The following is a 24,290-nucleotide window of genomic DNA, read 5'->3' as shown; positions in this document are numbered from 1 at the left end:
ATTCGGCATAGAATAGACTCGTAAAGAATGAGAGAGGTTATAAAGAACTATTTCACTAAGGACATTAACAGATATACATAGCTACTTAGTTGCACTACCACGTAAGGATAATTCATGCAAGTAAGAGTACGAAATACATAGGTTAGTTTTTTAAGGTGAAGGATAACAAAATTGTCACAAGTCTCAGTTTATATGTTAGTAGGGACTTCGAAGACACTCAGTAAGTCTTGATTTCACGTCGGTGGGGTCAGGACTTTTTTATTTAAAAGATTTTGTTTTATCCGTGAAAGTGCCTATATTTGTATCCATATATGTTTAAGAACAGATACAAGCGGCTTGGCTGTCTGATATTATTCGGCTTCTTCGTGGGGAGAACAATGGCACAACAGCAACTGACCTTTAGGTTGGAACGTGTCAACGACTCGCTTTCATGGCTTTGCTTATATCCTAAGACGGAAAGTGAAAAAGCACTGAAAAAACAGGAGAAGAATAAAAGTAACAGGACAGCCGTTGCTAAATGGCGGCTTCCCTACCCTGTCTATCAACTATCAACAGGCGACGTAAATGGGGACGGAACAGACGAAGCAATGGTAGGAGTTACCAAACCGACACGCTTCTATCCACAGGCTGCACGCCGACTCTTTATCTTCAAGCAGGTAAATGGGAAGATACGCCCTATGTGGATGGGCTCTCAACTGGGTGGCATACTATGCGATTTTCGCTTTGTCAAACCTTACGTCCGAACATTACAAGCAACCACTGATGGCAAGTATGTTGTCGCAGACTATGTTTGGGATGACTTTGGCCTTTCTTTCGTACGCTTTTTAACCAGCGCCACCAGCCACGAAGAAGCTATTGAGCGATTTACTTCGGATGGATAAAGATAAAATATAACTATCATAAACAAAGCAAGATGAAACACAATTCCTATCACACTCTTTTGCAAAATGACGCATTTAAGACTGTAGCCATTGCATTGCTACTCTTGTTATTATCGCCTACTACATGGGCACAAAACGGCAATACAGAGGCCTATACAGGGGATGCTTATATCGAGCATACCCAAGAGAAGAAGACTCCGCTTATCCTTCAGGGTGCTGGAAAAATCAATATTGAGAAGCTGAAAGGTAAGATTGACACACAGATGGACCTCTCTAAGCTCAATCTGGCAGAGCTGCGTGCTATCCGAAACGCCTTTGCTGCAAGGCAGGGATACGCTTTCAAGGATGCAACCTTACGTGCATTATATAATACAACAACATGGTATAACGATGCACTTTGGGATGTTTCTGAAAAAGAAGAGACCACTGGTAAGAAGTTCTCACCACGCTATACGAAAGAACAACTTGCCTTTACAGAGCGTATCCGAGCACGTGAAGCAGAATTACGAAAGCTCAACTTCAAACCAGCGGACAGTAAGGACGTGGTGAATATGGATAATCTTATCAACCCATTCCAGCTGAAAGAGTTTGATTCTAAGCTTTATAATATGCTGGGAAGGAATGGTTTTGCTATCGTTCCTGCCGAACACAATCAGCTGTTCCACGTATATGAGAAGAACGACTATGCTGATTTCCCAAGCTTCGTAACCACCGACCTCTATCTACAACTTTTCCATCTCTATTTTGATTGTGTGTTGCGTGATGTGGAAGAGAAGCACTTAGACTCCCTGATGATTATCTTCTCGTCTCAAATGGAAGCAGAGATGAAAACACTTACAAGTAGTCAGGACGCTGAAGTTAAGGCGGCTGCAGAATTTGGCCAAGCATGGTTTGCCGTCGCATCTTGGCTCTTTAGTCATGATAAAGCACCTGCTTCAGCAGCTAAACTGAATGTTCCTGAGGCTTATAAGAAAATGGTCATGGAGGAAATAACAAAGGCTTTCGATGCTGAAAATGGGTATTCTGATATGTTAGAGTACTTTCCTTCTGAGGAAATGTTTGGTTATTCGCTCTTTCGCCCACGTGGTCATTACACCCGCTCGAAGGTTTGCAGCCGTTACTTCCGTGGTATGATGTGGCTGCAGACTGCCCATTTCGGTACAAACAAACCATCAAAGATGAAGCAGATAGCACTCATTGCTAATGTCTTCAACCAACAGCCAAAACTAAGAGCTATATATAATAAGGTGAGTGAACCTATCACTTACCTCATGGGAACACCTGATAACGTTACGCTCATACAGGTTGCTAATCGAATTAAAGAGATGGGACTCCCCATAGAGCAACTGCTATCTTCAAGAAAAGATATGGCCAACCTAACGAAAGACATTGAAGAAATAGCGAAGAGACAGATGCGGATTGAACTGAAGAAAACACGTGGTAGTAAATATGTAGTGGACATTATGCCACAACGTTACCAGCCTGATGCAGAGGCACTGATAGCTACTACGGACCAGGATAGCCCTGTCTCGCTCCGTCCATGCCCTAAGGGCCTCGACTGGATGGCTGTGATGGGATTGCCAGGTGCCGAGCGTATCCTCATAGACGAGCTGAAGGAAACGCAGAGATGGACAGGTTTTCCCAAAGCATTGACCACAGCTCGTAAAAGAGCTGCTACTACTCAGTGGGAGGCTTGTGTAGCTAATCAATGGATGTACACGCTTCAGTCGTTAGGTGACACCGCTCAGTCGCTTCCTTATTTCATGCAGTCTCCACAGTGGCAGAAGAAGAACTTAAACACAGCACTTGCCTCTTGGGCTGAATTAAAGCATGATGCTATCCTCTACGCAAAGCAGCCTATGTTGGCAGAGTGTGGTGATGGAGGACCAGAACCACCTGTCGTGAAGGGGTATGTAGAGCCTAACGTGAAGTTCTGGGAGAAAGCTATTGCACTTGTAACAAGAATGGATAAAGTTCTCACAACTTATAATTTACAGACAGAAAAGGCAAAGGCTGTATATGAACGAATAAAGGAAATGGCTGAATTCTGCCGTGATATCAGTAAGAAAGAACTGAATGGTGGAAAGATAACTGACGAGGAATACAACCAGATTGAGATTATCGGTTCGACGGTGGAGAACATCTCTTTGGAGCTTGTCAGTGAGGATAACGAGATGTTGCAAGGCTGGTCGGATGTGGTGAGCACTGACAAGAAGGTCGCTGTCGTGGCTGATGTTTTCACCGCTTCAGGCGAGAATGTTGCCATAGACAACAAGTGTGTACTTTACGAGGGTGTTGGTCCGGCTTACGAAATATACGTAGTAGTTGAGATAGATGGCTCGCTCTATCTTACACGCGGCGCTGTACTCTCCTATCGTGAGTTCACTCGTTTGTTGTCAGACCCACGCATGACGGACGAAGAATGGCAAGAGGAATTAAAGAAATCACCAACAGGTGGAACGCCATCATGGATGAATGAGATCATTGCTCCAGCCAAAGGAATGAGTGCAGATGACGAAGAGACCTTCTATAGTTCGGGTTGTTAAAGCTTTCACATGCCTTTTAGTCCCTATCCTACTATCTTTTAGTGGGATAGGAGATGGCGTATTTACGAAGAAAAGACTTGCTTCGAAAGGTGCAGAAGATAGTCTACGCATTATCATTACAGGTGACCTTCTATTGGATAGAGGGGTAAGGCAGAAGATTGACATGGTGGGTGTAGATGCTCTCTTCTCCCCTTCTATCGACTCGTTGTTCCATGCTTCAGACTATGTCATTGCCAATTTAGAATGCCCAGTGACCAAGATTAGGGAACGGGTGTTCAAGCGCTTCATCTTTAGAGGTGAACCTGAATGGTTGCCAACACTACGGCGTCATGGGATAACTCACCTCAACTTAGCCAATAACCATAGTATTGACCAAGGAAGAAATGGACTTTTAGACACACAAGAGCAGATAAGAAAGGCTGGAGTGATACCTATTGGTGCAGGTAGGAATATGGCAGAAGCATCCGAGCCTGTACTCATCTCTACAAAGCCACGCCATGTCTGGGTGGTTTCCTCATTACGCTTACCATTAGAGAACTTTCCCTATCTACCTCAGAAACCATGTGTTAGTCAGGAGAGTATGGATAGTCTTATTATGCGTGTTGAACGCTTACGGGCGGCTGACAAAGGTTGTTATATCCTCCTTATACTACATTGGGGATGGGAACATCACTTTAATGCCACACCACAACAGCGTGAGAACGCACGCAGACTGATAGAGGCTGGGGCCGACGCCATCGTTGGTCATCATAGTCACACGCTCCAAACAATAGAGAACTATCGTGGGAAACCAATTTATTATGGCATTGGTAACTTCATCTTTGACCAACGAAAACCAATGAATTCACGGGCTTGTATTGTGGAGCTAACCATCACTGTAAATAAGAGTAAGGCAAAGACTTTACCCATAGAAATAAAGAACTGTGTACCCTACCTTGGTAAATAGCTCTTTCAAAATGACCCTTATTTCTCACTTTTGACTAACTTTTCAGCGAAAAAGTTTGGAAGTTTACGTTTTAGTATATACTTTTGCAGCAGGTCTGAAGGTATGACCTTGCACAAAGTTATACCTCAAAGCAAAATGAAAAAGTAAACACAATATGAAGCGACAAGGACAAGCACTATCTTTAAAGAATCTAACAAAGAGCAATGTGTGGGACATTCAGGAAAACGATGTCTTCCGCCTTTGGGCACAAGCAGAGCGCGACTCTGATCTAAGAGACAATGAGCGACACTACATAGACGTTATCAAGAGTGCCTTTACCATTGAAGAAGTGAAAGTAGACAAGCCCGAGGTCATCAAGAAATATGAGGAGCGTGGATGCCAAGTAGGCCAAGTCAGACTTGATGAAGGTACTACTGTGAAATGGGCTTTGAGGAAGAAACCAATTCAGAGGATTACTGACTTAACTTGGGAGAATATCCATCATATATCAGCTCAGAAGCTTATAGAGGTGCTTGAGCGTAATTTCGGTGGTGGCTGGGAAAGCCTTCCACAGAGTGTACAGGACATTATCTTAAGTGGATTCGACATAAGTACAACAACCCTTCCTACAGCTCGTTTGAAGAAACCAGGTGGCCTTTATGAGAAGAAGGTAGCTGATGGCTTTGAAGTACTTGAGATTTCTAAAGGTTCATGGACAGAGGCTATATTTGCTAAAGAAAAGCCTGTCACCATGGTAAAACCTGCAAGACTCTCATCATTAGAAGACTCGGATGATGACAACCTCTTAAAGGACTTGGACGAAGAAGACGACGAGCTACCAGAAGAGGACAAGCGTCAAGATGACGACGATGACGAGGACTTCGATGATGACAAGCTCACCGAAGAGAGTTATCGTACTACTTTTGACACCAACCCAGAGGAGCTTGAGATGCAAGCTGACGAGGTTGGCGAGGATGCAGACTACTAAACAAGCATTGTAAAGATATAAGGTGATTAAGCATATCACCATAAGAAAAGACCCAATCATCTGAGGTGATTGAGTCTTTTCTTACTTTCTAACTTTCTTCTTGTTCTCGTTCTTTTTCTTAATTCGCCTTTTTGACGCTTATTAAAAGCTACGAAAGCGAATCGAAGCATTTAGTGCTTCTTAGCTTTCTGAGCCAAAGCTTGACGACGAGCGTTCTGAATCTCGAGGAAACGAGCATCCATACTGCTGTCGAACTCTTGGTTCTTAATAATTAGCCTGTCCATAATGTATCGTTATCTTAAATACTTAATCGGATGCAAAGATACGTTTTCTAAGCTATCATAACAAATTTACACGGCTTTTTTTTGAGCATGTTTTAGTTACTTTTTGACTATTGTCAATACTATTGATTTACGTCAAATATACATCGAAATTACGCCTAACACTATGAAAAAAGAGCGTTATGTCAAATAAGTTTCGTACCTTTGTACCGTATTATCAAAGTGAAATAAATATTAACAGCAGGGCCAAAGGGGTCCCGCACAACGAAGAAAGGAAAGTATTATGTTAACATTTGGTATTGTTACTATCATTGCTGCCGTTATTGCAGAAGCACTGATTGTTTCAAAGAAAATCAATCTTGATTAGTAAAAATCAAGTAAACAAAAGACCAGAAAATCAATCGTTACACTGTTGATAACAGTCAATGGTAGACAAATAAGAAAGAGAAGCCGATACACCACATGATGTATCGGCTTTTTCTTTGGCTTTTATAATTCGTCTTCTAATTGTTAGTTTTCTTCTATAAAACTGTGTATTGCATAATGATGAACCATTGGCTGTATTAGTACGAGACATCATCACAAATCGAGTTAAATACCTATAAGACACGTGCTAAGCCTCAACAAAATATATGCAAACCCTTGGCACCATCTGCGTTGGACGCTAACACGGAATGTGATAACGATCAACACACACCTTATTACGAAGAGATAAGACCTTTACAAACGCTCTATACTAAAGGATATTAAGGTCGGCAAGTGCCTTCTGAGCAATAACATCGAACTCTTCCCCTAACTCACAAAAGCTTAAAACACAGTTATAGGCAGCATGTTTCAGCGGTAAATTATTCCCTTCCAACGTCGTATGAGCCTGATCAAGGAACTCATTAATACCACGCTCGTTAGGTTCCATGCCACGAGCAAACAATCGAGCAAGTAACTGATAACCACATAGTTGATACATATCACGGTCTGAAGCTATCCATTTGTAGGCTATGGCAGGAGCAAAGTCAAGGTGTTGTAGCAGATTAAAAGCCAACATCTCAGCCATTTCCTGCGTACGAAGACGTTCCATCCAGACCTCAACAAGGTCTTCATCCATCCTCTCTGCAGGCATGATAAGCGTCGCAAGCACCTGACACTCACGTATCTCTTCTTTCCAAAGTTCAATGGCAAGATCATAATCCTTGCCATACTCCGCTGCCATCTTTTGTAAGTCAGGGATTGGCACACCCCAGTTTATCTTGTAGGCGACCCCCTTCTCACGCATAGAGTGCGACGCCACACCATTCATCATGAGCCGAAACGACTGCTTAATCTCTTTTAGTTTCTCGTGTATTTGTTCGTTCATTATGACTTAATCTTTAGTTCTTAATCTTACTGATGTAGCCTTCTTTGCTACAAGAAGTCAAGGCAGTAAGGCATACCGCTTACCCCACTAAGCTCAACATCAAGTAACAATCGGTCTCAGAAATACCATACTTCTTCAATGTATCCGTATCATTACGGAACTCATCCAGTAACTGCTCCGTATCATTCCCACTCTTTCTCATCCATTCACGGAACAGTTCAACAGCACGTTTCATATCCCCTTTTGCCCATTGACAATAACCCGCATTCAAGTAATCCTCATTGGCTGGCGATGTTGAGAGCAATGACTCATATAATTGAGCAGCCTTATCAAGGCTTTTATCCGTCAACATAGCCCACGCAAGAATGCGTTTCACATTCATATCATTAGGGTATTGATAATCCAATCGGAATAACTCTTCGCGCACTTCACTTGTCCGTCCTAACTTCAGTAAGGCTACACATCGATTCATTGTATAGTTCTTATTATTAGGCTCTAAGGCCAATAACAGTGCATAAACCTCCTCTGCTGTATGATAATCTTCGCTTTCAAGGGCTGCTCTTGCCTTCCCTTTCAATGCCCATTGATTATCAGGTTCGATTTTTAAAGCCTTATCAAAGAACGGATAAGCATACTCAGCCTTACCCAGACTGATATTGGTATAACCCATCAAGATGGCATATCGTGGGTCATCACTTTGGAACGTAGTAAGGAGATCGGCAAGTTCTGTCATCTGCTGATGCTTGTATAAGTGCATAGCCAACCGCAGCTTAACCTCATCAAGACCAGTCCCTATAAACGACTTATACGTAAAGAAGAATGTATCTCCTACGAAATCGCCCTTCCCACTGTCCTCAAATGGATTAATAAAGTTATTCGCTGTAGGATAAAGACGGAAGAAACGATACAAGTCTTGAAGGTAAGTACGACGAATACTAATGGCATCCTCTGTATCATCACTCTCAGCCAACGGACCCAACATAGCGTCAGAGCCTATCGCTTCCTTTATATTAGAAGGTAGCTGATTGATGATTTGTTCTAAGGCAAAAGCAAGTGAATATCGGTCTGACTCACAGAAGTTACTCCTATTCATAAGTGTCTCCAAGAACTTCGTATCGCCTAATTTCTGTATAACAGGGCGCAAAGCTGGATGGTCAAGATAGAAAGGAGTAAACCAGTTCACCATATCATAAAAGAAAGGGAACTGCTTCATCTGTCTGAACCCACCGAAATAGATATCAGAACCCTGCTTCTGCATATCCATCATCTTACGTACCTTCTCCTCCAACTGTTCCATCCTCTTCTCGTCAGCATCTTGATGAAGAATACTCTCCAAGGCATCTTCTTCCTTCTCCATAATGCCGAGTCGACCTATAGTCAGGTTAGAGTTGCGCATGATATCAGGCATGATATCACGTTGAATCTTGTCATTGTCCTTCTCAGCATCGCTGCTATAGAAGAATTGTATCTGTAAGGTCAATAACTCTTTGGCAACGGCTTGACTTGAGCAAAGCTCATGTATGATTGCATCCTGCTCTGGGAAGATATCCATACCCTCAAAGATAGAGAGCACCCAACCTACCAATGCACGCTGTTTCACGTGCTGGTCGGAGGCAGCTTGATACACCTTAACGAGCGTTTTGAACTTATTAATATCAAACTGGTTCATGGCACTAAGACTGATAGCACTAACGACAACCTGCTGATCTGCCGATACTACGGTTGGAGAAAGCAGTAAATCAGTATAGAAAGAACTATCGTTGTCCGTCCATTGGCAGGATGTCCATAGAGCATTAAAAAGTCTATTGATAAACGAATGATGGCGCTCATAGAGTTCTTTACTCTTCTCCTCTCTCGTTTCTTCTGGCTGAAGTGAGAGCAAGGCAACATCCGAGACAAATGACTCTAACACTGTTCGCACGAAGTCATGACTCGTATTAAGATGGTCGGCTACCCTAAACGAGTTAGCATAAGCACTGACATTCTTACATCGCCAACTAATTTCAAGGTCGGCGGTGACTCTATACAATCGTTGCAGTAATGTCTTGTAGAGTGACTCTCGATGGCTATCAGGGAATCCCTTTCCCATATAGTCCACCATTAACTGATAATCAGACTTAATGGAGTCGAACTCACCATGCCCTATTAGCGATGGTCGTTGGCTGTATAGCTGTTCCAATACATCAATGGCATTACTCAACCTCTTGTCCATTAAACAGCCTATCGCCTTACTAAGAATCTCCTCTACATTCACTGCCTTGTCTCCTTATTTGATTACGTTTCAGTTCTTATTAATAATCTTACCGCCATTCAGATAGTTGCGTGCCATGAGTAAATCGACTTTACGTGGTGGTCCTATCTTCGTATATTTAATATCAGGTATTGAGCGCACAACAGCCTCATCCACCTTCATATACTTCTGTATCAAGGCAGAATAATACTTCACACCATTCTTATTAATCAGCTCAACTGCTTTATCATAAGCTGAGGCGAAAGCAGCCTCCTCCTCTTGTCGACGCACCTTATCCATCACTGCCACAACACCAAGGTGTACTCCTGCATCTTGCGAATTAAAGAGTGCATTATTATCACCCGCTAAAGCCTTCGTTATTTGTGGTTCGGCAAACCAATAAGCATCTATCTCATGATTCTGCAACATGGCCAGTCTGACCAAAACATCATTTACCTGCACACGGAATACTTGGTATTTTGGTTTAGCTTTCTTTACCACCATATCCGTTAAAAGGTCTGTTCCAGAGTAGCGAGTCATAGCGACAATCTTATCACTAAGGTCGGATAGCTTCTTCAGTTTTGACTCTTTATCAGCAATGAGTTGCCAATTAAGATTTGTATCTGTCAGATAGTGCATTAGAACCTTACTCCTGTGCTTCAACCGTTCAGCACGAACAAGGTCGGTGAAAGCCGCCTGCACGGTCCCTCCTATCATTGCTGTATCACAATCCATCTGTGCATTAAACCGGCAAAGTCTAATGTCCACCTTAGCTGTATCGTATAATAAGCTATCTTTCAAGAGGTAAGCTGGAAGACAATCCATCGTTGGCATCACAGCTATCTTATAAGCTTTTTGATAAGCTTCACGCTCTGCCTGCATCTTAGCCTGACGCTCTGCCTGCAGTTCCTTATCGCTCTTACCACAACTGACAACCGTAAGGGCGACTAATAGGAGAAGATAATTAATACATTTCATATAGCTGCAAAAGTAAGAATAAATTTTGTAACTAAGAAAAAACTTATTACTTTTGTCTTACTTATGGGAAAGGATAAGATAGCTTATGTCTGCAGTTCTTGTGGACAGGAAAGTGCAAAATGGATTGGTAAGTGTCCTAACTGCGGGCAGTGGAACACTTTCAAAGAGATTCGTATCGCTGCTGATACGGGGTCACAAGCTGCTCGTAACGCAGCGACAACACTCCGAAAAGCTGCCTCTGGTGGCGCTACTTCGGCATTAACCAACAAACCACAACGGCTACGTGACGTCTCATCTCACGACGATCCACGCATTGACATGCACGATAACGAGTTAAATCGTGTGTTAGGAGGTGGCTTGGTGCCTGGGAGTATAGTTCTATTAGGTGGTGAACCGGGTATTGGTAAGAGTACCCTGACCCTACAGACAATCCTTCATCTGACGCAACGTGTACTCTATGTCAGTGGTGAGGAGAGTCCTCATCAGATAAAGATGCGTGCCGAAAGAATATCCAAAGACATTGCAGAGAATATCATCATTTTGTCTGAAACATCCTTAGAACACATCTTCGAACATATACGTGACGTCCAACCAGAGCTTGTCGTCGTGGATTCCATACAAACGATATCGACAGAGGATGTCGACAGTAGTCCTGGTAGTGTCACCCAAGTGCGTGAGTGTGCATCTGCTCTTTTGCGCTTCGCAAAGACAAGTGGGGTTCCAGTCATCCTCATTGGGCATATCAATAAGGAAGGTAGTATTGCCGGACCAAAGATTTTAGAGCATATTGTTGACACCGTTATCCAGTTTGAAGGAGACCAACATTACATGTACCGTATCCTTCGCAGTATCAAGAACCGCTTTGGTTCGACCTCTGAACTTGGTATTTATGAGATGGAACAGCAAGGGTTACGTGAGGTTAGTAATCCTTCCGAGCTATTACTCACCGAAGATCATGAAGGCTTATCGGGTGTGGCTATCTCAAGCACGATTGAGGGAGCGCGTCCTTTCCTTGTCGAAACGCAAGCGCTTGTGTCGTCGGCTGCTTACGGAACGCCGCAACGTTCAGCCACAGGCTTCGACCAACGTCGACTAAACATGCTTCTTGCTGTATTAGAGAAACGTGTCGGCTTTAAGCTTATGCAGAAGGATGTGTTCTTGAATATAGCTGGTGGACTGCGTGTGACAGACATGGCCATGGACCTAAGTGTTATTGCAGCTGTCCTCTCTTCAAATGTTGACACACCTATAGAGCAGGGCTGGTGTATGTGTGGTGAAGTAGGATTGAGTGGTGAGGTGCGCCCTATCAGTCGTATTGAACAGCGTATCGCTGAAGCTGAAAAGTTAGGTTTTAGTCATATCATCATCCCTAAGTATAACCTTTCAGGACTTACAGGCAAGTATAAAATACAACTTCATCCTGTAAGAAAGGTTGAAGAAGCACTACGAGCATTGTTTGGGTAAAGCGATAAGTATGTCCATTGACAGTTCTCTGTGGAAGGAATAACATGCCCAACGAGTATGGACTCGGAATGAACAGATAATTGTCTGCCGACGAAGGAAGCACTGGTTTCATGGAAGAATAGGAGCTAACATGATAATGAAGAATTGCTATATCATGCGGAACATTGCTGGATTAGCTATAACAACATGACGTTCTAAATATGTTTCTGAACGCAAAGAGGAATCTACTGGGCCTCAACTATTTGGGTATCCACCAACGATACAACCCAAGCGGGGCATCAACACATGATGTGATAAACACCTGTACAGCAGAAGAAGAATTGTAAGAAAGAGAGTCAATGACACTGTAATAAGAGAAGGGAACACTCCTATTGTAAACCTTTTTCCTGCCTCTTAGAACCAACACATGCCCATCAAGGTTTAAGAAGACGCCCTCCTCCCTTCAAGAACATGCCCTTCTTGCGTGTAGAAGACGCCCTTCTTGAAGCTTATTAGGCGTCTTCTTCATCGCAGGTTATAACTCTCTGATTCCTTGTAGGTTATAGACTCCGTTTTCACACATGCTTTTCTGTTTCATTCATAACCTTACAGATGAATTTTGTCATAGTTTTTCAAGATCACTGATAACACTCGAATAAAGGCAGAATCACCTAATAACAGAATAGACAATGACATAATGATTTCATAGAGAACGTGCCGTAAGAAAAACAAGAATAGGCTAATACACAAACGATGAAAGGTATAAAAAGACGAATAAAACGGACTGTCTACATTGAAAGCACACACTGACGTACCATCAAACAAGTGGTGGGTCGCTTAAGAGAAAGAAGATTAATAGGCCCCAAAGCAACCTCGACTAACACCATAAAACATAATAACACTATACTTGAAAAGTAAGACGAAATCATAAAATCTTACTTTCTTCTGACAAACACTTAGCTCTATCGGCTTAAAAACCATAGAAACGAAGAAAGGCAGTAGACAACGGTCTGTTACGTTGGCTACTGCCTTTAATATTTTCTTAATATACTATCTTGCTAAAACTTAGCCATCTTGATAGCATCAATTGCACATTCATCGCCCTTGTTTCCAAGCTTACCACCACTTCTATCCTTGGCCTGCTGCAGGTCGTCAGTGGTCAGAAGACCATAGATAACAGGGATATTCTGTGATGCGTTAAGGCGAGCAATGCCGTATGTCACACCTTGACAGATATAATCAAAGTGAGGTGTCTCACCACGAATGACGCTACCAAGGATGATAACTGCGTCAAATCCGTCGTTCTTAGTCATCATCTGTGCACCATAAACGAGCTCGAAACTACCTGGGACAGTCTTGATGTGGATATTCTCTGGGATTGCTCCATGCTTCTCAAGCGTCTTAACAGCACCGTCAAGTAAGGCACCTGTTATCTCAGGATTCCACTCCGCAACAACGATACCAAAGCACATGTTACTTGCATCTGGTACGCTCTGTGCATCATAGTCAGATAAATGATGAAGTTCTGTTGCCATGTCTAATTAGTTAGAAGCACGCTCAATGTACTTGTCAATATCCTGATAGAGAGGAGAGTTGACGTAAGTCTTCTTGATATTCTTATAGATTTCAAGTGCCTCAGCCTTCTTACCTTCGCTCTCAAGAAGGACACCTGCCTTGCGTAAAGCCAAAGGAGCAATACTGAGGTTAACGTTATCAGCAGCCTCAGAGTCAGCCATCTTAGCAGCTTTCTTGAAGCATTCTACAGCCTTATCGTTCTGATTGTTGTTAGCATAGATGTCGCCAAGAGCCATCTGAGAGGCTGGACTAATCATCTCGTCATCGCTGGTACTAAACTTCTCAGCGTTCTCCAATGCCTTTGCCCAGTTTGGTTTAGCCTGATGAGCATAGCAAAGAGCAACATAAAGGTTAGCGAGATTGCCTGCATCTGTCCCACTGTAGTCACTTTGTATCTTCTGGAAACCAGCAAGAGCTTGGTCGTATTGCTGACCATTAAAGAGAGTCTGGCTCTTAGCCAACTCTGTGCTTGCCTCGTCCTCACGTGGTCCAGAGACAAAGTTCTTGTAAAGGAAGAAACCAGCTACGACCACAACGATAGCTATAACAGCAATAATAATAGGCTTCTTGTACTTCAAGAAGGCAACTTCTGATTGGATTAGGGCATCTTCATGTGTACCCTGTTCTTTGTTGTTTACCATTTTTATGTTATGATGTTTTTTATTTATTCTATTTTAGAAGGTGCTTATTATAGCGGGACAAAATTACTCAAAAAGTCGCACATATTGAAATTTATCAACGACTTTTTTCTTTTATTGAATAGAAATGAGTTAACTTTGCAGAGAATGGAAAGGAATAACATAGCGAATAAAGGTTTATCTATATTAACACAACAACAATGATTCTTCACGCAGAAGACCCTATAAACCTCTTGTTCGGACAGACTACAAAAGGGCTAATAAGCTAAAGTACTTAACATTCAAAGCAATAAGACAGGACAATGCAATTAGAGAAACTATCCATTATAAACTATAAGAATATACAGACGGCAACGTTAGATCTGTCGCCTAAGCTCAATTGTTTTATTGGTCACAATGGTGAGGGAAAAACAAATCTACTTGATGCTGTTTACTACCTCTCCTTTTGTAAGAGTGCTTTTAACCCTAAGGACTCTGAGGTGATGCGCCATGATGCAGACTACTTTGTACTGGAAGGTGACTATAGTACGGATGCTGGTGAGCACGAACAGGTGTATTGTGGTATGAAGCGTGGCTCAAAAAAGCATTTCAAACGAAATAAGAAAGAATATAAACGACTGTCACAACATATCGGACTCATCCCACTCATATTTGTTTCTCCTGCTGACGCAACACTCATCGAAGGAGGAAGTGAGGAGCGAAGGAGGTTGATGGATGTTGTTATCTCACAATATGACACCCCCTATATAGAATCGCTTAGCCGATACAACAAGGCGCTGCAACAACGTAATAGCCTACTCAAGCAAGAGGAAGAACCAGACCCTACCCTCTTAGAACTACTCGAGATGCAGATGGCGGAGCATGGTGAGGAGGTTTATAAGAAACGAGCTGCCTTCGTAGAGGAGCTTACCCCCGTATTTCAACATATCTATCAGACAATATGTAGTGAACGTGAACAGGTGTCGTTGGAGTATGTCTCACATTGTCAGCGTGGTAGTTTATTAGAGGTAATACAACGAGATCGGGCTAAGGACCGTATCATGGGTTACTCTCTCCATGGCACTCATAAGGATGACTTGATAATGAAACTTGGTGGTTATCCTATGAAAAAAGAAGGGAGTCAAGGCCAGAATAAAACCTACGTATTGGCATTAAAACTTGCACAATTCGATTTCCTACGACGTACAGCAGGGAATACAACACCATTACTGCTCCTTGATGACATCTTTGATAAGCTCGATAGTAGTCGTGTTGAACAGATAGTACGCCTTGTCTCAGGCGATGATTTCGGTCAGATATTCATAACAGATACAAACCGTGACCACTTAGATAAAATCCTACAAGGCAGTGGATTTAATTATAAACTATTCTCTGTCGAAGGAGGAGAAATCAACGAAAAGGAAGGATAGAAATATGTTTAGACGAAAAGTACAACCTTTAGACGACTTGCTCAACCAGTTCCTACGACAGGAAGGACTTGAGTCGCCCCTATTACAGAAACGCCTTATTGCAGCGTGGGATACGGTAGCTGGGGCGACTGTGGCACGTTATACCCAAGAGAAGTTTATCAAAAACCAAACCTTATTCGTAAAGATTATCAACCCTGCTTTACGTGCTAACCTATCTATGATGCAGTCCGACTTGACCAAGAAGCTTAATGCTACCGTAGGTTCAATGGTCATTTCCGAAGTGAGATTCTACTGAGTAGAACCTCTATCCATAAGCTAACAACAAGTTCACTTAGCCTTTGAACTAACAGAACAGTAAGTCGACAAAAACTTACTTAGCCTTTGATATAATAGAAAAGTAAGCTGACAAATATCTTACTTACCCTTTGAATATACAAAATAGTAAACCGAAAGCAATCTTACTTATCCTTTGATATAACAGGAAAGCAAGTCGACAAAAATCTTACTTATCCTTTGAATCTACAGAAACGTAAGCCGTTAGCTATCTTACTTATCCTTTGATATAACAGGAAAGCAAGTCGACAAAAAAATACTTAGCCTTTGGTATAACAGAAAAGTAAGTCGATAAAAAACTTACTTAGCTTTTGATATAATAGAAAAGTAAGTCAACAGCAATCTTACTTACCCTTTGAATCTACAGAATAGTAAGCCTGCAACTCCCTTATTTTGCCTTTGGAATAATAGAGCCGTTCATCATCACCCCAACACCTAACACCCATCACCCATCTTCCTAACACCCATCACCCATCCATCCTTGTAATTGATACAAATCAAGAAACGCCTAATAAGGTACAAATTATGCGTAAATTATTTGGTGTGTGCGCAAACAATGCGTACCTTTGCATCGTCAAAAGACAAATAATAGATTGTTTAGGTTAGTAGTAATAGATTTAGGTTTTTAGTTATTTAGTTTTAAGGTAGAACAAAAGAGATTGTTCAGAGGATACAAATAGGTTTTTAGTTTAGGTAAATAGAAAGATTGATTAAGGGTAACACTGATGCAAGATGATTGGGGATTGCCGTGAGGCATGAACCAAAAGTCAAGCATAAAACAGAGATTTCATACAAGAAATAGAAAAGAGCATGGTAGGTTTCCTATCATGCTCTTTAGTTGTATTGTCAAAATAAAAGGGCAGTCACCTGCCCTCTACTTATACTATTAATATTATACTTACCAACCTTAGATTCTCATACCTTTAAGAATTTCATTCATCTTCTGCTTTGTCTCAATACGTGTTGGAACCAAAGGAAGACGCAAGACATTCTCTATCATACCCATATCGTTTAAGAGAGCCTTACAACCTGCAGGGTTACCGTCAACAAAGAGAAGTTTATAAAGTTCGGTGAATTGGTGATGTATTTTACGTGCTGGCTCATACTCGCCTCTGAACTCTAAGCGAATCATACGAGAGAACTCCTTTGGAAGCGCATTACCTATAACTGATATCACTCCTACTGCACCACTCGCAATCATTGGGAAGGTCAATGCATCGTCACCACTGATTACCTCAAAATGCTTTGGTTTATTCTTGATAATCTCATCAACCTGCTCCAGATTGCCTGAAGCCTCCTTTATAGCTACAACATTAGGGAACTCAGATGCAATACGAACAGTTGTTTCTGCTGTCATATTAACCCCTACTCGCCCTGGTACATTATACAAGACAATAGGAAGCGGACTAACGTTTGCGATAGCCTTAAAATGCTGATACAATCCTTCTTGACTTGGCTTATTATAATAAGGACAGATACTTAAGATACCATCAATACCGCTCCAGTCAGTCGTCTTAATCTCTTCCACGACAGCTGCTGTATTGTTCCCACCGCAATATTTAAGGATTGGAACACGCCCATTAACGACCCGCTTGATAACAGCAGTCAGTTCGTTCTTTTCTTCAAGCGTCAAGCAAGGAGCTTCACCCGTAGTAGCAAGAATACAGAAGAAATCGGCACCATTATCTAAATGATAATTAACCAGATTTTCAAGTGCCTCATAATCAATGCTGTAATCTTCCTTGAAAGGAGTTATCAAAGCTATACCTAAACCATGAAATATATTCTGCATAGTAAATATTGTCTTTTAAGCGTCCCACGATAAAGACTCCTCGGAGAGTTAATGCGCAGTCCTATTCATATTAAAACGCTGAAGGTGCGTCTATCAATATCGTTGCAAATATAGCAAATAATTATCAATAATCAAAGACTTTTACTCTTTATCTTATAAGCCTACACCAATCATTTATCGTGAACCTATCCAAAGGAATATCATACCAAGGAGAACAAAACACATGTCAATGGCTTTTGCCTTTAGATTTCTCTCTCTGAACAATACAGCTCCACACACGAATGAGACGAGTACAGAACCTCGACGAACCATTGAGACAATAGATATCATTGCTCCTGGCAGTGATAGTGCATAGAAATAGGCGAAGTCTGCCATTGACAAGAAGATAGAAATAAGCAGAATAGACCATCTCCAAGAGAAATGTACACGCTGCGCTCTCTTCTTATGATTATTAATAAGGTAAATCAACAGCACCAGTCCCATCATTACACACTGATAAATATTATACCAGCTTTGCGCCATCATACGATCAAGTCCGACGCCTCCTTCCTCAGGACTGGCCATAAGGTATTTGTCTAACAATCCACTACATGTACCCATCAATGCTGCTAAGACAAGAAAGAATATCCATTTGTTATGCTTAAAATCAATGCCTTCCTTCTTACCACTTCTTGCCAATAAGAAGAGTGAGACGATAGCAAGACAGACACCTACCCACTGCCATCCATTCAGCCGTTCACCAAAGACAAGCATCGCACCAACAAGTGTCATCACTGGGCGAGTGGCATTGATAGGACCGACTATCGTCAAAGGTAATTGAGCAATAGCAAAGTAGCCAAAGACCCAAGAAAGGAGTACTATCACGCTCTTCAGTATTATCCATCGGTGCATCTCCCAACCACCAGCGCCAACATGAAGGATACTTGAATCAAGAATGTGGGTATATTGAGATAATAATATCAATGGTAAGAAAATCGCCGAACAAAAGAGTGTGTTGAGGAATAGTACGGGTATGACATCATTTCCACGAAGAGAATACTTCTTCGACGTGTCATATAACCCCAACAAAGTAGCAGATACAAACGCTAAGAGAATCCACATAAATATAATACTAATACTTTATATCCCAAAGGAAGAGGGCATTACCTGGCATACTTTCGCCTGCATCGTTTCTTGTTCCCTCATCAACAATCTTCTTGAAATCGTCTAATGACAAACGACCTCTTCCTACATCAACCAACGTACCCACCACTGCACGCACCATATTACGTAAGAATCGGTTAGCTGTTATTACAAAACACCAATTTGTAACATTATCACCTGTTGTCAATGCAAACTCGTTATTAACAGGAAACCACCGTGCTTCTGTCAGCCGACAAATTGTTGTCTTTACGTCAGCCCCTGCTTTACAGAAACACTTAAAGTCTTTCTCGCCTATCAGATAGGCTGCAGCTTCGTTCATCTTATCAAAGTTTAAAGGATAACGCAGCTCACAAGAATACTGACGCGAGAATGGTTGTTTCCCTGTATGGACATAGTAATGATAGGTACGTGACGTCGCAGAGAAACGAGCATGAAGGTCTTCATCGACAGCTTCTATCTTACTTACGGATATATCACGTGGCAAGAGACGATTCACTTTATAGACAAGCTGTCCACAGTCAAAAGCCTGCTCTGTGTCAAAGTGGGCGACCATCATTCTTCCATGTACGCCTGCGTCTGTACGACCTGCCCCTGTTATAGATATCACACTTCGAAGTATTGTAGATAAAGCTTTCTCCAACACTTCTTGTACTGACACTCCATTGGGTTGTATTTGCCAGCCATGATAGGCTGTACCATCGTAGGAAAGGGTGATAAAATATCGTTGCATAACTATTTGCAAAGGTACAAATAATTACTTAAACTCAATCTTTCCTGCCAAGAAACTCCACATAATCCATATTGCCATTAGCATGAAATAATAGATAAAAAGCTGTAAGATGGTTATATGGATATTCTCAATACTGGTGTAAGGGAGGCTTGCAAGCCAATGAAGGGAGGTATTCATATACTCTGTTATAATACTAATAAACTTACTTACATAATATGCGATAGATGGCAAAGGGATAAGTATTAACAGACAGAATGTTGCAGGGATGATAACCATCGTACATGGAACTGCAACAAGACTACTAATTGCGAAAACTGTAGACACCCTTCCAAAATAATATGCAATCACAGGAGCTGTACCTAATTGGGCTGCGCATGACACAGCAATCATCCCCCACACCCACCTGACAGGCGACAGTAGCTTTCCTTTCCCTAAAGGGATTAGCTCGTATATAAGTGGATAAAACAGTAGAATGGACCATACAGAAATAAATGACAACTGAAAACTTATATCGAAAAGTTGGTAAGGATTGATAATAAGCAATATGATTGCGGTCAATGCCAAGGTGTTAACCGACAAACGAGCTCTATTCAATAGCGTTACAAAAGAGTATATCGTTAACATGACAGCAGAACGAATTACGGACGAAGACATCCCAACTAATATAACATAACCCCAAAGGATTAACAGGATAAGAATTTCACATACCGCCCTCCTAAATAATCGAGGAAACAATCGTTCACACTTACCCAGTAAGAAAACCAGCAATCCGTATAGTATTGTCAGATGTAAACCAGACAATGCCAGGACGTGACTTGCACCTGTTAATGAATAATCCTCTTTAACATCCTTATCTATCAACGATTTATCTCCAAGCGTCATTGCTGATACAATAGCTAAATGAGTGCGATCGAAATTGCGCTCTAAAAGTCTCATAAGTCTTAGTCTGTAGATTCCAGCAGCTAAAGATGTACGCTGAAGAAAACTCATTTGACGAAGACTAACTTTCGCTCTCTGCCATTGATTATACAATATAAACGTTTCTGCTAAATATCCATGTTGTTTTAACCATCGGGCATAATCAAACGTTGCATCTGAGAAATTCATTGGTTTCTCAAGGTAAGCTGTAGCCTCTATCCCATCTCCTATCTGTAGTGTTCTATAGCGATTGGTTATCGTGTCACGAAGAATAGAAGCTCTAACCATGATAGGTCTATCTTTTGTCATAGCCATTAAGTCTACTTGCACCACCTTTCCATGAACAATGGGATTACTCAATAGAACCGCCTTAAAGGTTATCGGCGTATCAGGTAACCGTATCTCTGATGATTGCCGCTTCAAAGAAACAAGTGTCCCACCTATTAGAAAGACAGCTGAAAGCAATAGCAGACTTTGAATATATTTCATCTTCCATGTGAAATAAGTAATGATAATCATACAAACCATCATTACCCACCACACAACAGGTGTAATATATTCTTCTAACATATCTCCAACAGCAATCCCCAAGGCCAAAGGCATGAGTAATTTTACTGAAGGATACATCAATAGATCTATTTTCTTCTTCACAGCATTAAGCCTTTCATGTATTACCTGCAAATGTATGAAAAAGTTCTGATAAACACCAACATTACACGTCCTTATCTTGCAAGATTTACAAAATATCAGTACCTTTGCCACATGATATTCTACTTTTCTGGTACAGGTAACAGCAAATGGGCTGCAAAGACATTAGCATCAGAAACTGATGATAAACTTGTTTCAATCCCAGAGGTAATCAACAAAGATTGTTCTTTTACTTTGGAAAAAGGTGAACAAGTAGGTTTCATCTTTCCTATACATGGTTGGAGAGTTCCAAGTATAGTAAAAGAATTTCTAACTAAATTAACAATAAAGACTGAAGGAGGAGATACTCCACTCGTTAAACATTATTGTTTTTGCTTGGTTACAGCTGGAGATTCTATCGGCAAAGCTATGGAACGCTTTCTGCAACAACTAAAGAGTACAACAGTGGGTGACTCACTTTCACTGGAAGCTGTGTGTTCTTTGATTATGCCAGAGTCATACGTTGGCTTACCGGGTATGGATGTTGATAAGAAAGAGAAGGAATTAGAAAAGAAGGAACTTGCATCAAAGCAGTTAAAAGAGTTCTCTAAGATAATCAAACAACGTTCCCCTTTGGGAAATAAACAGATATGGGGTTGGGAACAACTAAAGCGAGGTCCTATTCCATCCTTCTTCTCCGGACCTGTAGGAGGGTTCTTTGAACGTTTCCTTATCACAGACAAACCCTTTCATGTAGACAGTCGTCGATGCGTGAAGTGTGGTATTTGTGCTAATGTCTGTCCCATCAATGACATCAAAGGGGGCTTAGGTTATGAACCTGAATGGCTACATAATGGGAAATGCTTGACTTGCTTCTCATGTTATCATCATTGTCCACACCATGCTATTGACTTTGGTAAACGTACACAGAAGAAGGGACAATATTTCTATAATAAGCTAAGTAAATAGAGTTAAACAAAGATATGATTAGAACATTCAAACATCTGACTATTTTCGTATGTCTTATGCTTTGCTCCCTTACCACTTGGGCAGCAAAAGCAGTTTCAATCCCTGTACAAGTAAGACAGGCTGATGGTTCTGTTATTACAGTCATCTTGCGTGGTGACGAACATATCAACTGGTACACGACCCTTGATGGTGTACTGCTTGTACAAGGTGCAGATAACAACTACTATATCGGTAAAGTAGAGAAGAGTGGCAACCTTATTGCTACAAAACAACTTGCACATGAAGCATTGACTCGCTCACAAGCTGAGCGTAACTTGATTGCTAAGCAAGACAAGGAAAAGTTCTTCGCTTACGTTAATAAGATTGCAGAAGAATCTGAAAACGCATACAATAACTCTCCTCTTACACGAGGACCAATCATAGATTCTGGCTACGGTGGTGTTCCTTATTTCCCTCACACAGGTAGTCCAAAGGCCCTTGTCATCCTTGCAGAGTTCCAAGACGTACCATTTACTATCCAAGATACAAAAAGAATATTCACAAACTATTTGACGAATGAGGACCATTTCACAGAAACTCGTTATGGTCAGAATCAGAACTACAAGGGTGTTCGTGGTTATTTCAAAGATTGTAGTTATGGACAGTTTACACCTAAATTTGACGTTATAGGACCTGTCAAATTACCTAAGCCACAGGCCGTATATGGCGAAGGGATACATGATAGAATGGACTTATTGCTTCCTGATGTATGTGAAGCTGTTGATGATTCAGTCAACTTTGCGGATTATGATGCAAACAATGACGGAATGGTTGATTTGGTTTATGTTATTTATGCAGGTTATTCTGCCAATTATAGTGGAAATAAAGAGACTGATATATGGCCAAAATCTAGTACTGTTAATATCTCCAATACGTATGATGGAAAAAGCATTCATCGCTATGGTGTGAGCAATGAACTTGCTGGTGATGAAAACAAGACAAAAGGCAAGGAGAAGATTAATGGTATAGGCTTATTCTGTCACGAGTTCTCTCATACACTTGGACTCCCAGATATCTATGCTATTGATAAAAAAGCAAAGAACCAAAATGACCAAGGTATGGAGTTCTGGGACCTCATGGATGGTGGAACAGAAGTACGTGGTGGACGTGTACCAGCATCTTATCTTGCATGGGAACGTGAAGTTATGGGTTGGATGAAGATAGATGAACTTAAAAATGATAGCTCAATCAAGAACCTAAAAAGCATCGACAATGGTGGAAAGGCATACAAGATTGTCAATCCTAATGACTCTAATGAGTATATCGTATTGCAGAGTATACAGAAAGGACCATGGTATCAAGGTTGGAGAGATGGGACCTATGGTAAGGGCTTACTTGCCTATCGCATATCATATTTGTCTAACAAGGTAAATGTCTTTGATTTCCCTAATAATGTAAAGGGTAAACCACGAGTCATCCCTATCCCTGCAGACGGTAAAATATTAGCAGCGGATAGTGCTAAAGGTTCAATAACTACATACACACAACAGCTCAATGGCGACCTTTACCCTTACAATAGAATAGATTATATAAGTGGCTTTAAGATGTTTGATGGTTCAATATTAGAGAAATCTATCGTGAATATTAAAGAGAATGATGGAGGTGATTCAAATAATAACTATGTAAACTTTGAGTTTAAAAATGGTCTTGTTCCTACTGGCATTCAGCCACCTTCAATCATTGAAAGAATTATTTCTGACAACCGCATCTATACCCTTGACGGCAGATATGTAGGTACTGACGCCTCTATCCTACCGCATGGCATCTACATTCAGAACAACAAGAAGTTTGTAAAATTATACTAACTTCAGAACATACATAAAGCCGCCTCTTTATGGGAACGACCCATTCAGAGGCGGCTTTCTTTATCTTTCAAAATAGCATAGACACTTATCAGTTGATAGATAGGAAGTAAACAAAGTATCAGGACATACTGTTTCAAAGTTACTCTCCTCTATTACTTCCAAAATCTATCATGGCTTCTTTCGAGCAATGCAGACATAAAGTCTACTAAAATTAGAGATGGATTATCACACTAAAAAACAAGAATAAGTTTTATTTTAGTTTGCTGTCACTTTTAACATTTCGTGTATCGACACTGTTAATCAATAAGTTAAGTGACGGAGACAGATGACAGAAATGACAGGAAAATTGGTTTTCAAAAAATCACCTTACCGTATGTACACCAAAAGAGGTACAAAGATTACTCATGTGAAGTAGCTTTTATTCGGTTCTTCCGTTAAATGTGTAGATTGTTAATAGAATGAGATTAATCCACATACATGGTAAGCTTACCTCCAATAAGATTATTTTATAAGGGGGGGGGTAAACTATATGATAAATGTAATTAGGTGTGATGTCTATCTGTCGTCTACAAACAATTTATTCCTATTAGCCTAATTAGGCTATTTAGTCCAATTGGGCTAATTAGGCTAATAACTTATTATTCTGTTATAATTTTTCACATCATAATTTTGAATACATGCTCTTTTGG

Annotated in this window: 18 protein-coding genes; 9 read left to right on the top strand and 9 right to left on the bottom strand. The window is 41.1% G+C overall.

Going from position 1 to position 24,290, the window contains the following annotated elements:
- The first annotated feature begins 311 nt into the window (after nucleotides 1-311).
- From HMPREF0666_RS01645 to HMPREF0666_RS01630, 4 genes are all read left to right on the top strand, one after another.
- A complete protein-coding gene (locus tag HMPREF0666_RS01645; protein WP_009010546.1) occupies nucleotides 312-881 on the top strand; it encodes a hypothetical protein in 570 nt (189 codons plus the stop codon).
- Between the two features lie 32 nt (nucleotides 882-913).
- Nucleotides 914-3,427 carry a DUF3160 domain-containing protein gene (locus tag HMPREF0666_RS01640; RefSeq protein ID WP_009010545.1) on the top strand — a complete coding sequence of 838 codons (2,514 nt, stop codon included), beginning with the start codon at nucleotides 914-916 and terminating at the stop codon, nucleotides 3,425-3,427.
- Nucleotides 3,393-4,373 (top strand): CapA family protein, encoded by a 981-nt coding sequence (locus tag HMPREF0666_RS01635; protein ID WP_009010544.1) that lies wholly within the window; start codon nucleotides 3,393-3,395, stop codon nucleotides 4,371-4,373. The genes HMPREF0666_RS01640 and HMPREF0666_RS01635 overlap by 35 nt, the downstream gene beginning before the upstream one ends.
- A 154-nt stretch (nucleotides 4,374-4,527) precedes the next feature.
- Nucleotides 4,528-5,340, top strand: a complete 813-nt coding sequence (locus tag HMPREF0666_RS01630) for a hypothetical protein (RefSeq protein ID WP_009010543.1) — start codon at nucleotides 4,528-4,530, stop codon at nucleotides 5,338-5,340.
- Nucleotides 5,341-6,357: 1,017 nt separating this feature from the next.
- Here the strand turns inward: HMPREF0666_RS01630 and HMPREF0666_RS01620 are convergent.
- The 3 genes from HMPREF0666_RS01620 to HMPREF0666_RS01610 all read right to left on the bottom strand — a co-directional run bounded on the left by HMPREF0666_RS01620 (nucleotide 6,358) and on the right by HMPREF0666_RS01610 (nucleotide 10,180).
- Entirely contained in the window at nucleotides 6,358-6,972 is a 615-nt protein-coding gene (locus HMPREF0666_RS01620; protein WP_009010541.1) for a DNA alkylation repair protein, read from the bottom strand.
- Between the two features lie 79 nt (nucleotides 6,973-7,051).
- Entirely contained in the window at nucleotides 7,052-9,226 is a 2,175-nt protein-coding gene (locus HMPREF0666_RS01615; RefSeq protein WP_009010540.1) for a tetratricopeptide repeat protein, read from the bottom strand.
- A gap of 27 nt (nucleotides 9,227-9,253) precedes the next feature.
- Nucleotides 9,254-10,180, bottom strand: a complete 927-nt coding sequence (locus HMPREF0666_RS01610; protein WP_009010539.1) for an ABC transporter substrate-binding protein — start codon at nucleotides 10,178-10,180, stop codon at nucleotides 9,254-9,256.
- A gap of 63 nt (nucleotides 10,181-10,243) precedes the next feature.
- Here HMPREF0666_RS01610 and radA point away from each other — a divergent pair, with 63 nt between their 5' ends.
- Nucleotides 10,244-11,644, top strand: coding sequence for a DNA repair protein RadA (gene radA / locus HMPREF0666_RS01605; protein ID WP_009010538.1), 1,401 nt, complete (start codon nucleotides 10,244-10,246; stop codon nucleotides 11,642-11,644).
- A 1,037-nt stretch (nucleotides 11,645-12,681) separates the two neighbouring features.
- Here radA and ribH read toward each other — a convergent pair.
- Both ribH and HMPREF0666_RS01595 read right to left on the bottom strand, forming a co-directional pair.
- Nucleotides 12,682-13,158: a 6,7-dimethyl-8-ribityllumazine synthase gene (gene ribH, locus HMPREF0666_RS01600; RefSeq protein WP_009010537.1), complete on the bottom strand. Its 477-nt coding sequence runs from the start codon at nucleotides 13,156-13,158 to the stop codon at nucleotides 12,682-12,684.
- Nucleotides 13,159-13,164: 6 nt separating this feature from the next.
- Nucleotides 13,165-13,839, bottom strand: coding sequence for a tol-pal system YbgF family protein (locus HMPREF0666_RS01595; protein WP_009010536.1), 675 nt, complete (start codon nucleotides 13,837-13,839; stop codon nucleotides 13,165-13,167).
- Between the two features lie 299 nt (nucleotides 13,840-14,138).
- Here HMPREF0666_RS01595 and HMPREF0666_RS01590 point away from each other — a divergent pair, with 299 nt between their 5' ends.
- Together HMPREF0666_RS01590 and HMPREF0666_RS01585 are read left to right on the top strand one after the other, a co-directional pair.
- Nucleotides 14,139-15,245 carry a DNA replication/repair protein RecF gene (locus HMPREF0666_RS01590; RefSeq protein ID WP_009010535.1) on the top strand — a complete coding sequence of 369 codons (1,107 nt, stop codon included), beginning with the start codon at nucleotides 14,139-14,141 and terminating at the stop codon, nucleotides 15,243-15,245.
- Between the two features lie 4 nt (nucleotides 15,246-15,249).
- Complete coding sequence (locus tag HMPREF0666_RS01585; RefSeq protein ID WP_009010534.1) at nucleotides 15,250-15,540, top strand: DciA family protein; 291 nt, start codon at nucleotides 15,250-15,252, stop codon at nucleotides 15,538-15,540.
- 945 nt (nucleotides 15,541-16,485) lie between these two features.
- Here HMPREF0666_RS01585 and dapA read toward each other — a convergent pair.
- The 4 genes from dapA to HMPREF0666_RS01565 form a co-directional block, all read right to left on the bottom strand.
- Nucleotides 16,486-17,370 (bottom strand): 4-hydroxy-tetrahydrodipicolinate synthase, encoded by an 885-nt coding sequence (gene dapA, locus HMPREF0666_RS01580; protein ID WP_009010533.1) that lies wholly within the window; start codon nucleotides 17,368-17,370, stop codon nucleotides 16,486-16,488.
- 174 nt (nucleotides 17,371-17,544) lie between these two features.
- Entirely contained in the window at nucleotides 17,545-18,471 is a 927-nt protein-coding gene (locus HMPREF0666_RS01575; protein WP_009010532.1) for a DMT family transporter, read from the bottom strand.
- A 10-nt stretch (nucleotides 18,472-18,481) separates the two neighbouring features.
- Nucleotides 18,482-19,243 carry a tRNA pseudouridine(38-40) synthase TruA gene (gene truA / locus HMPREF0666_RS01570; RefSeq protein ID WP_009010531.1) on the bottom strand — a complete coding sequence of 254 codons (762 nt, stop codon included), beginning with the start codon at nucleotides 19,241-19,243 and terminating at the stop codon, nucleotides 18,482-18,484.
- A gap of 24 nt (nucleotides 19,244-19,267) precedes the next feature.
- Complete coding sequence (locus HMPREF0666_RS01565; RefSeq protein WP_042855913.1) at nucleotides 19,268-20,812, bottom strand: ComEC/Rec2 family competence protein; 1,545 nt, start codon at nucleotides 20,810-20,812, stop codon at nucleotides 19,268-19,270.
- Nucleotides 20,813-20,923: 111 nt separating this feature from the next.
- Here HMPREF0666_RS01565 and HMPREF0666_RS01560 point away from each other — a divergent pair, with 111 nt between their 5' ends.
- Nucleotides 20,924-21,757 carry an EFR1 family ferrodoxin gene (locus tag HMPREF0666_RS01560; RefSeq protein ID WP_042855885.1) on the top strand — a complete coding sequence of 278 codons (834 nt, stop codon included), beginning with the start codon at nucleotides 20,924-20,926 and terminating at the stop codon, nucleotides 21,755-21,757.
- Nucleotides 21,758-21,771: 14 nt separating this feature from the next.
- Nucleotides 21,772-23,601 carry a M6 family metalloprotease domain-containing protein gene (locus tag HMPREF0666_RS01555; protein ID WP_009010528.1) on the top strand — a complete coding sequence of 610 codons (1,830 nt, stop codon included), beginning with the start codon at nucleotides 21,772-21,774 and terminating at the stop codon, nucleotides 23,599-23,601.
- Nucleotides 23,602-24,290: the final 689 nt, after the last annotated feature.

This window comes from Prevotella sp. C561 (assembly GCF_000224595.1).
GTDB lineage: Bacteria > Bacteroidota > Bacteroidia > Bacteroidales > Bacteroidaceae > Prevotella > Prevotella jejuni.
Note: the sequence above shows the minus strand (reverse complement) of the source record. Positions and strands in the feature narration are given on the sequence as shown.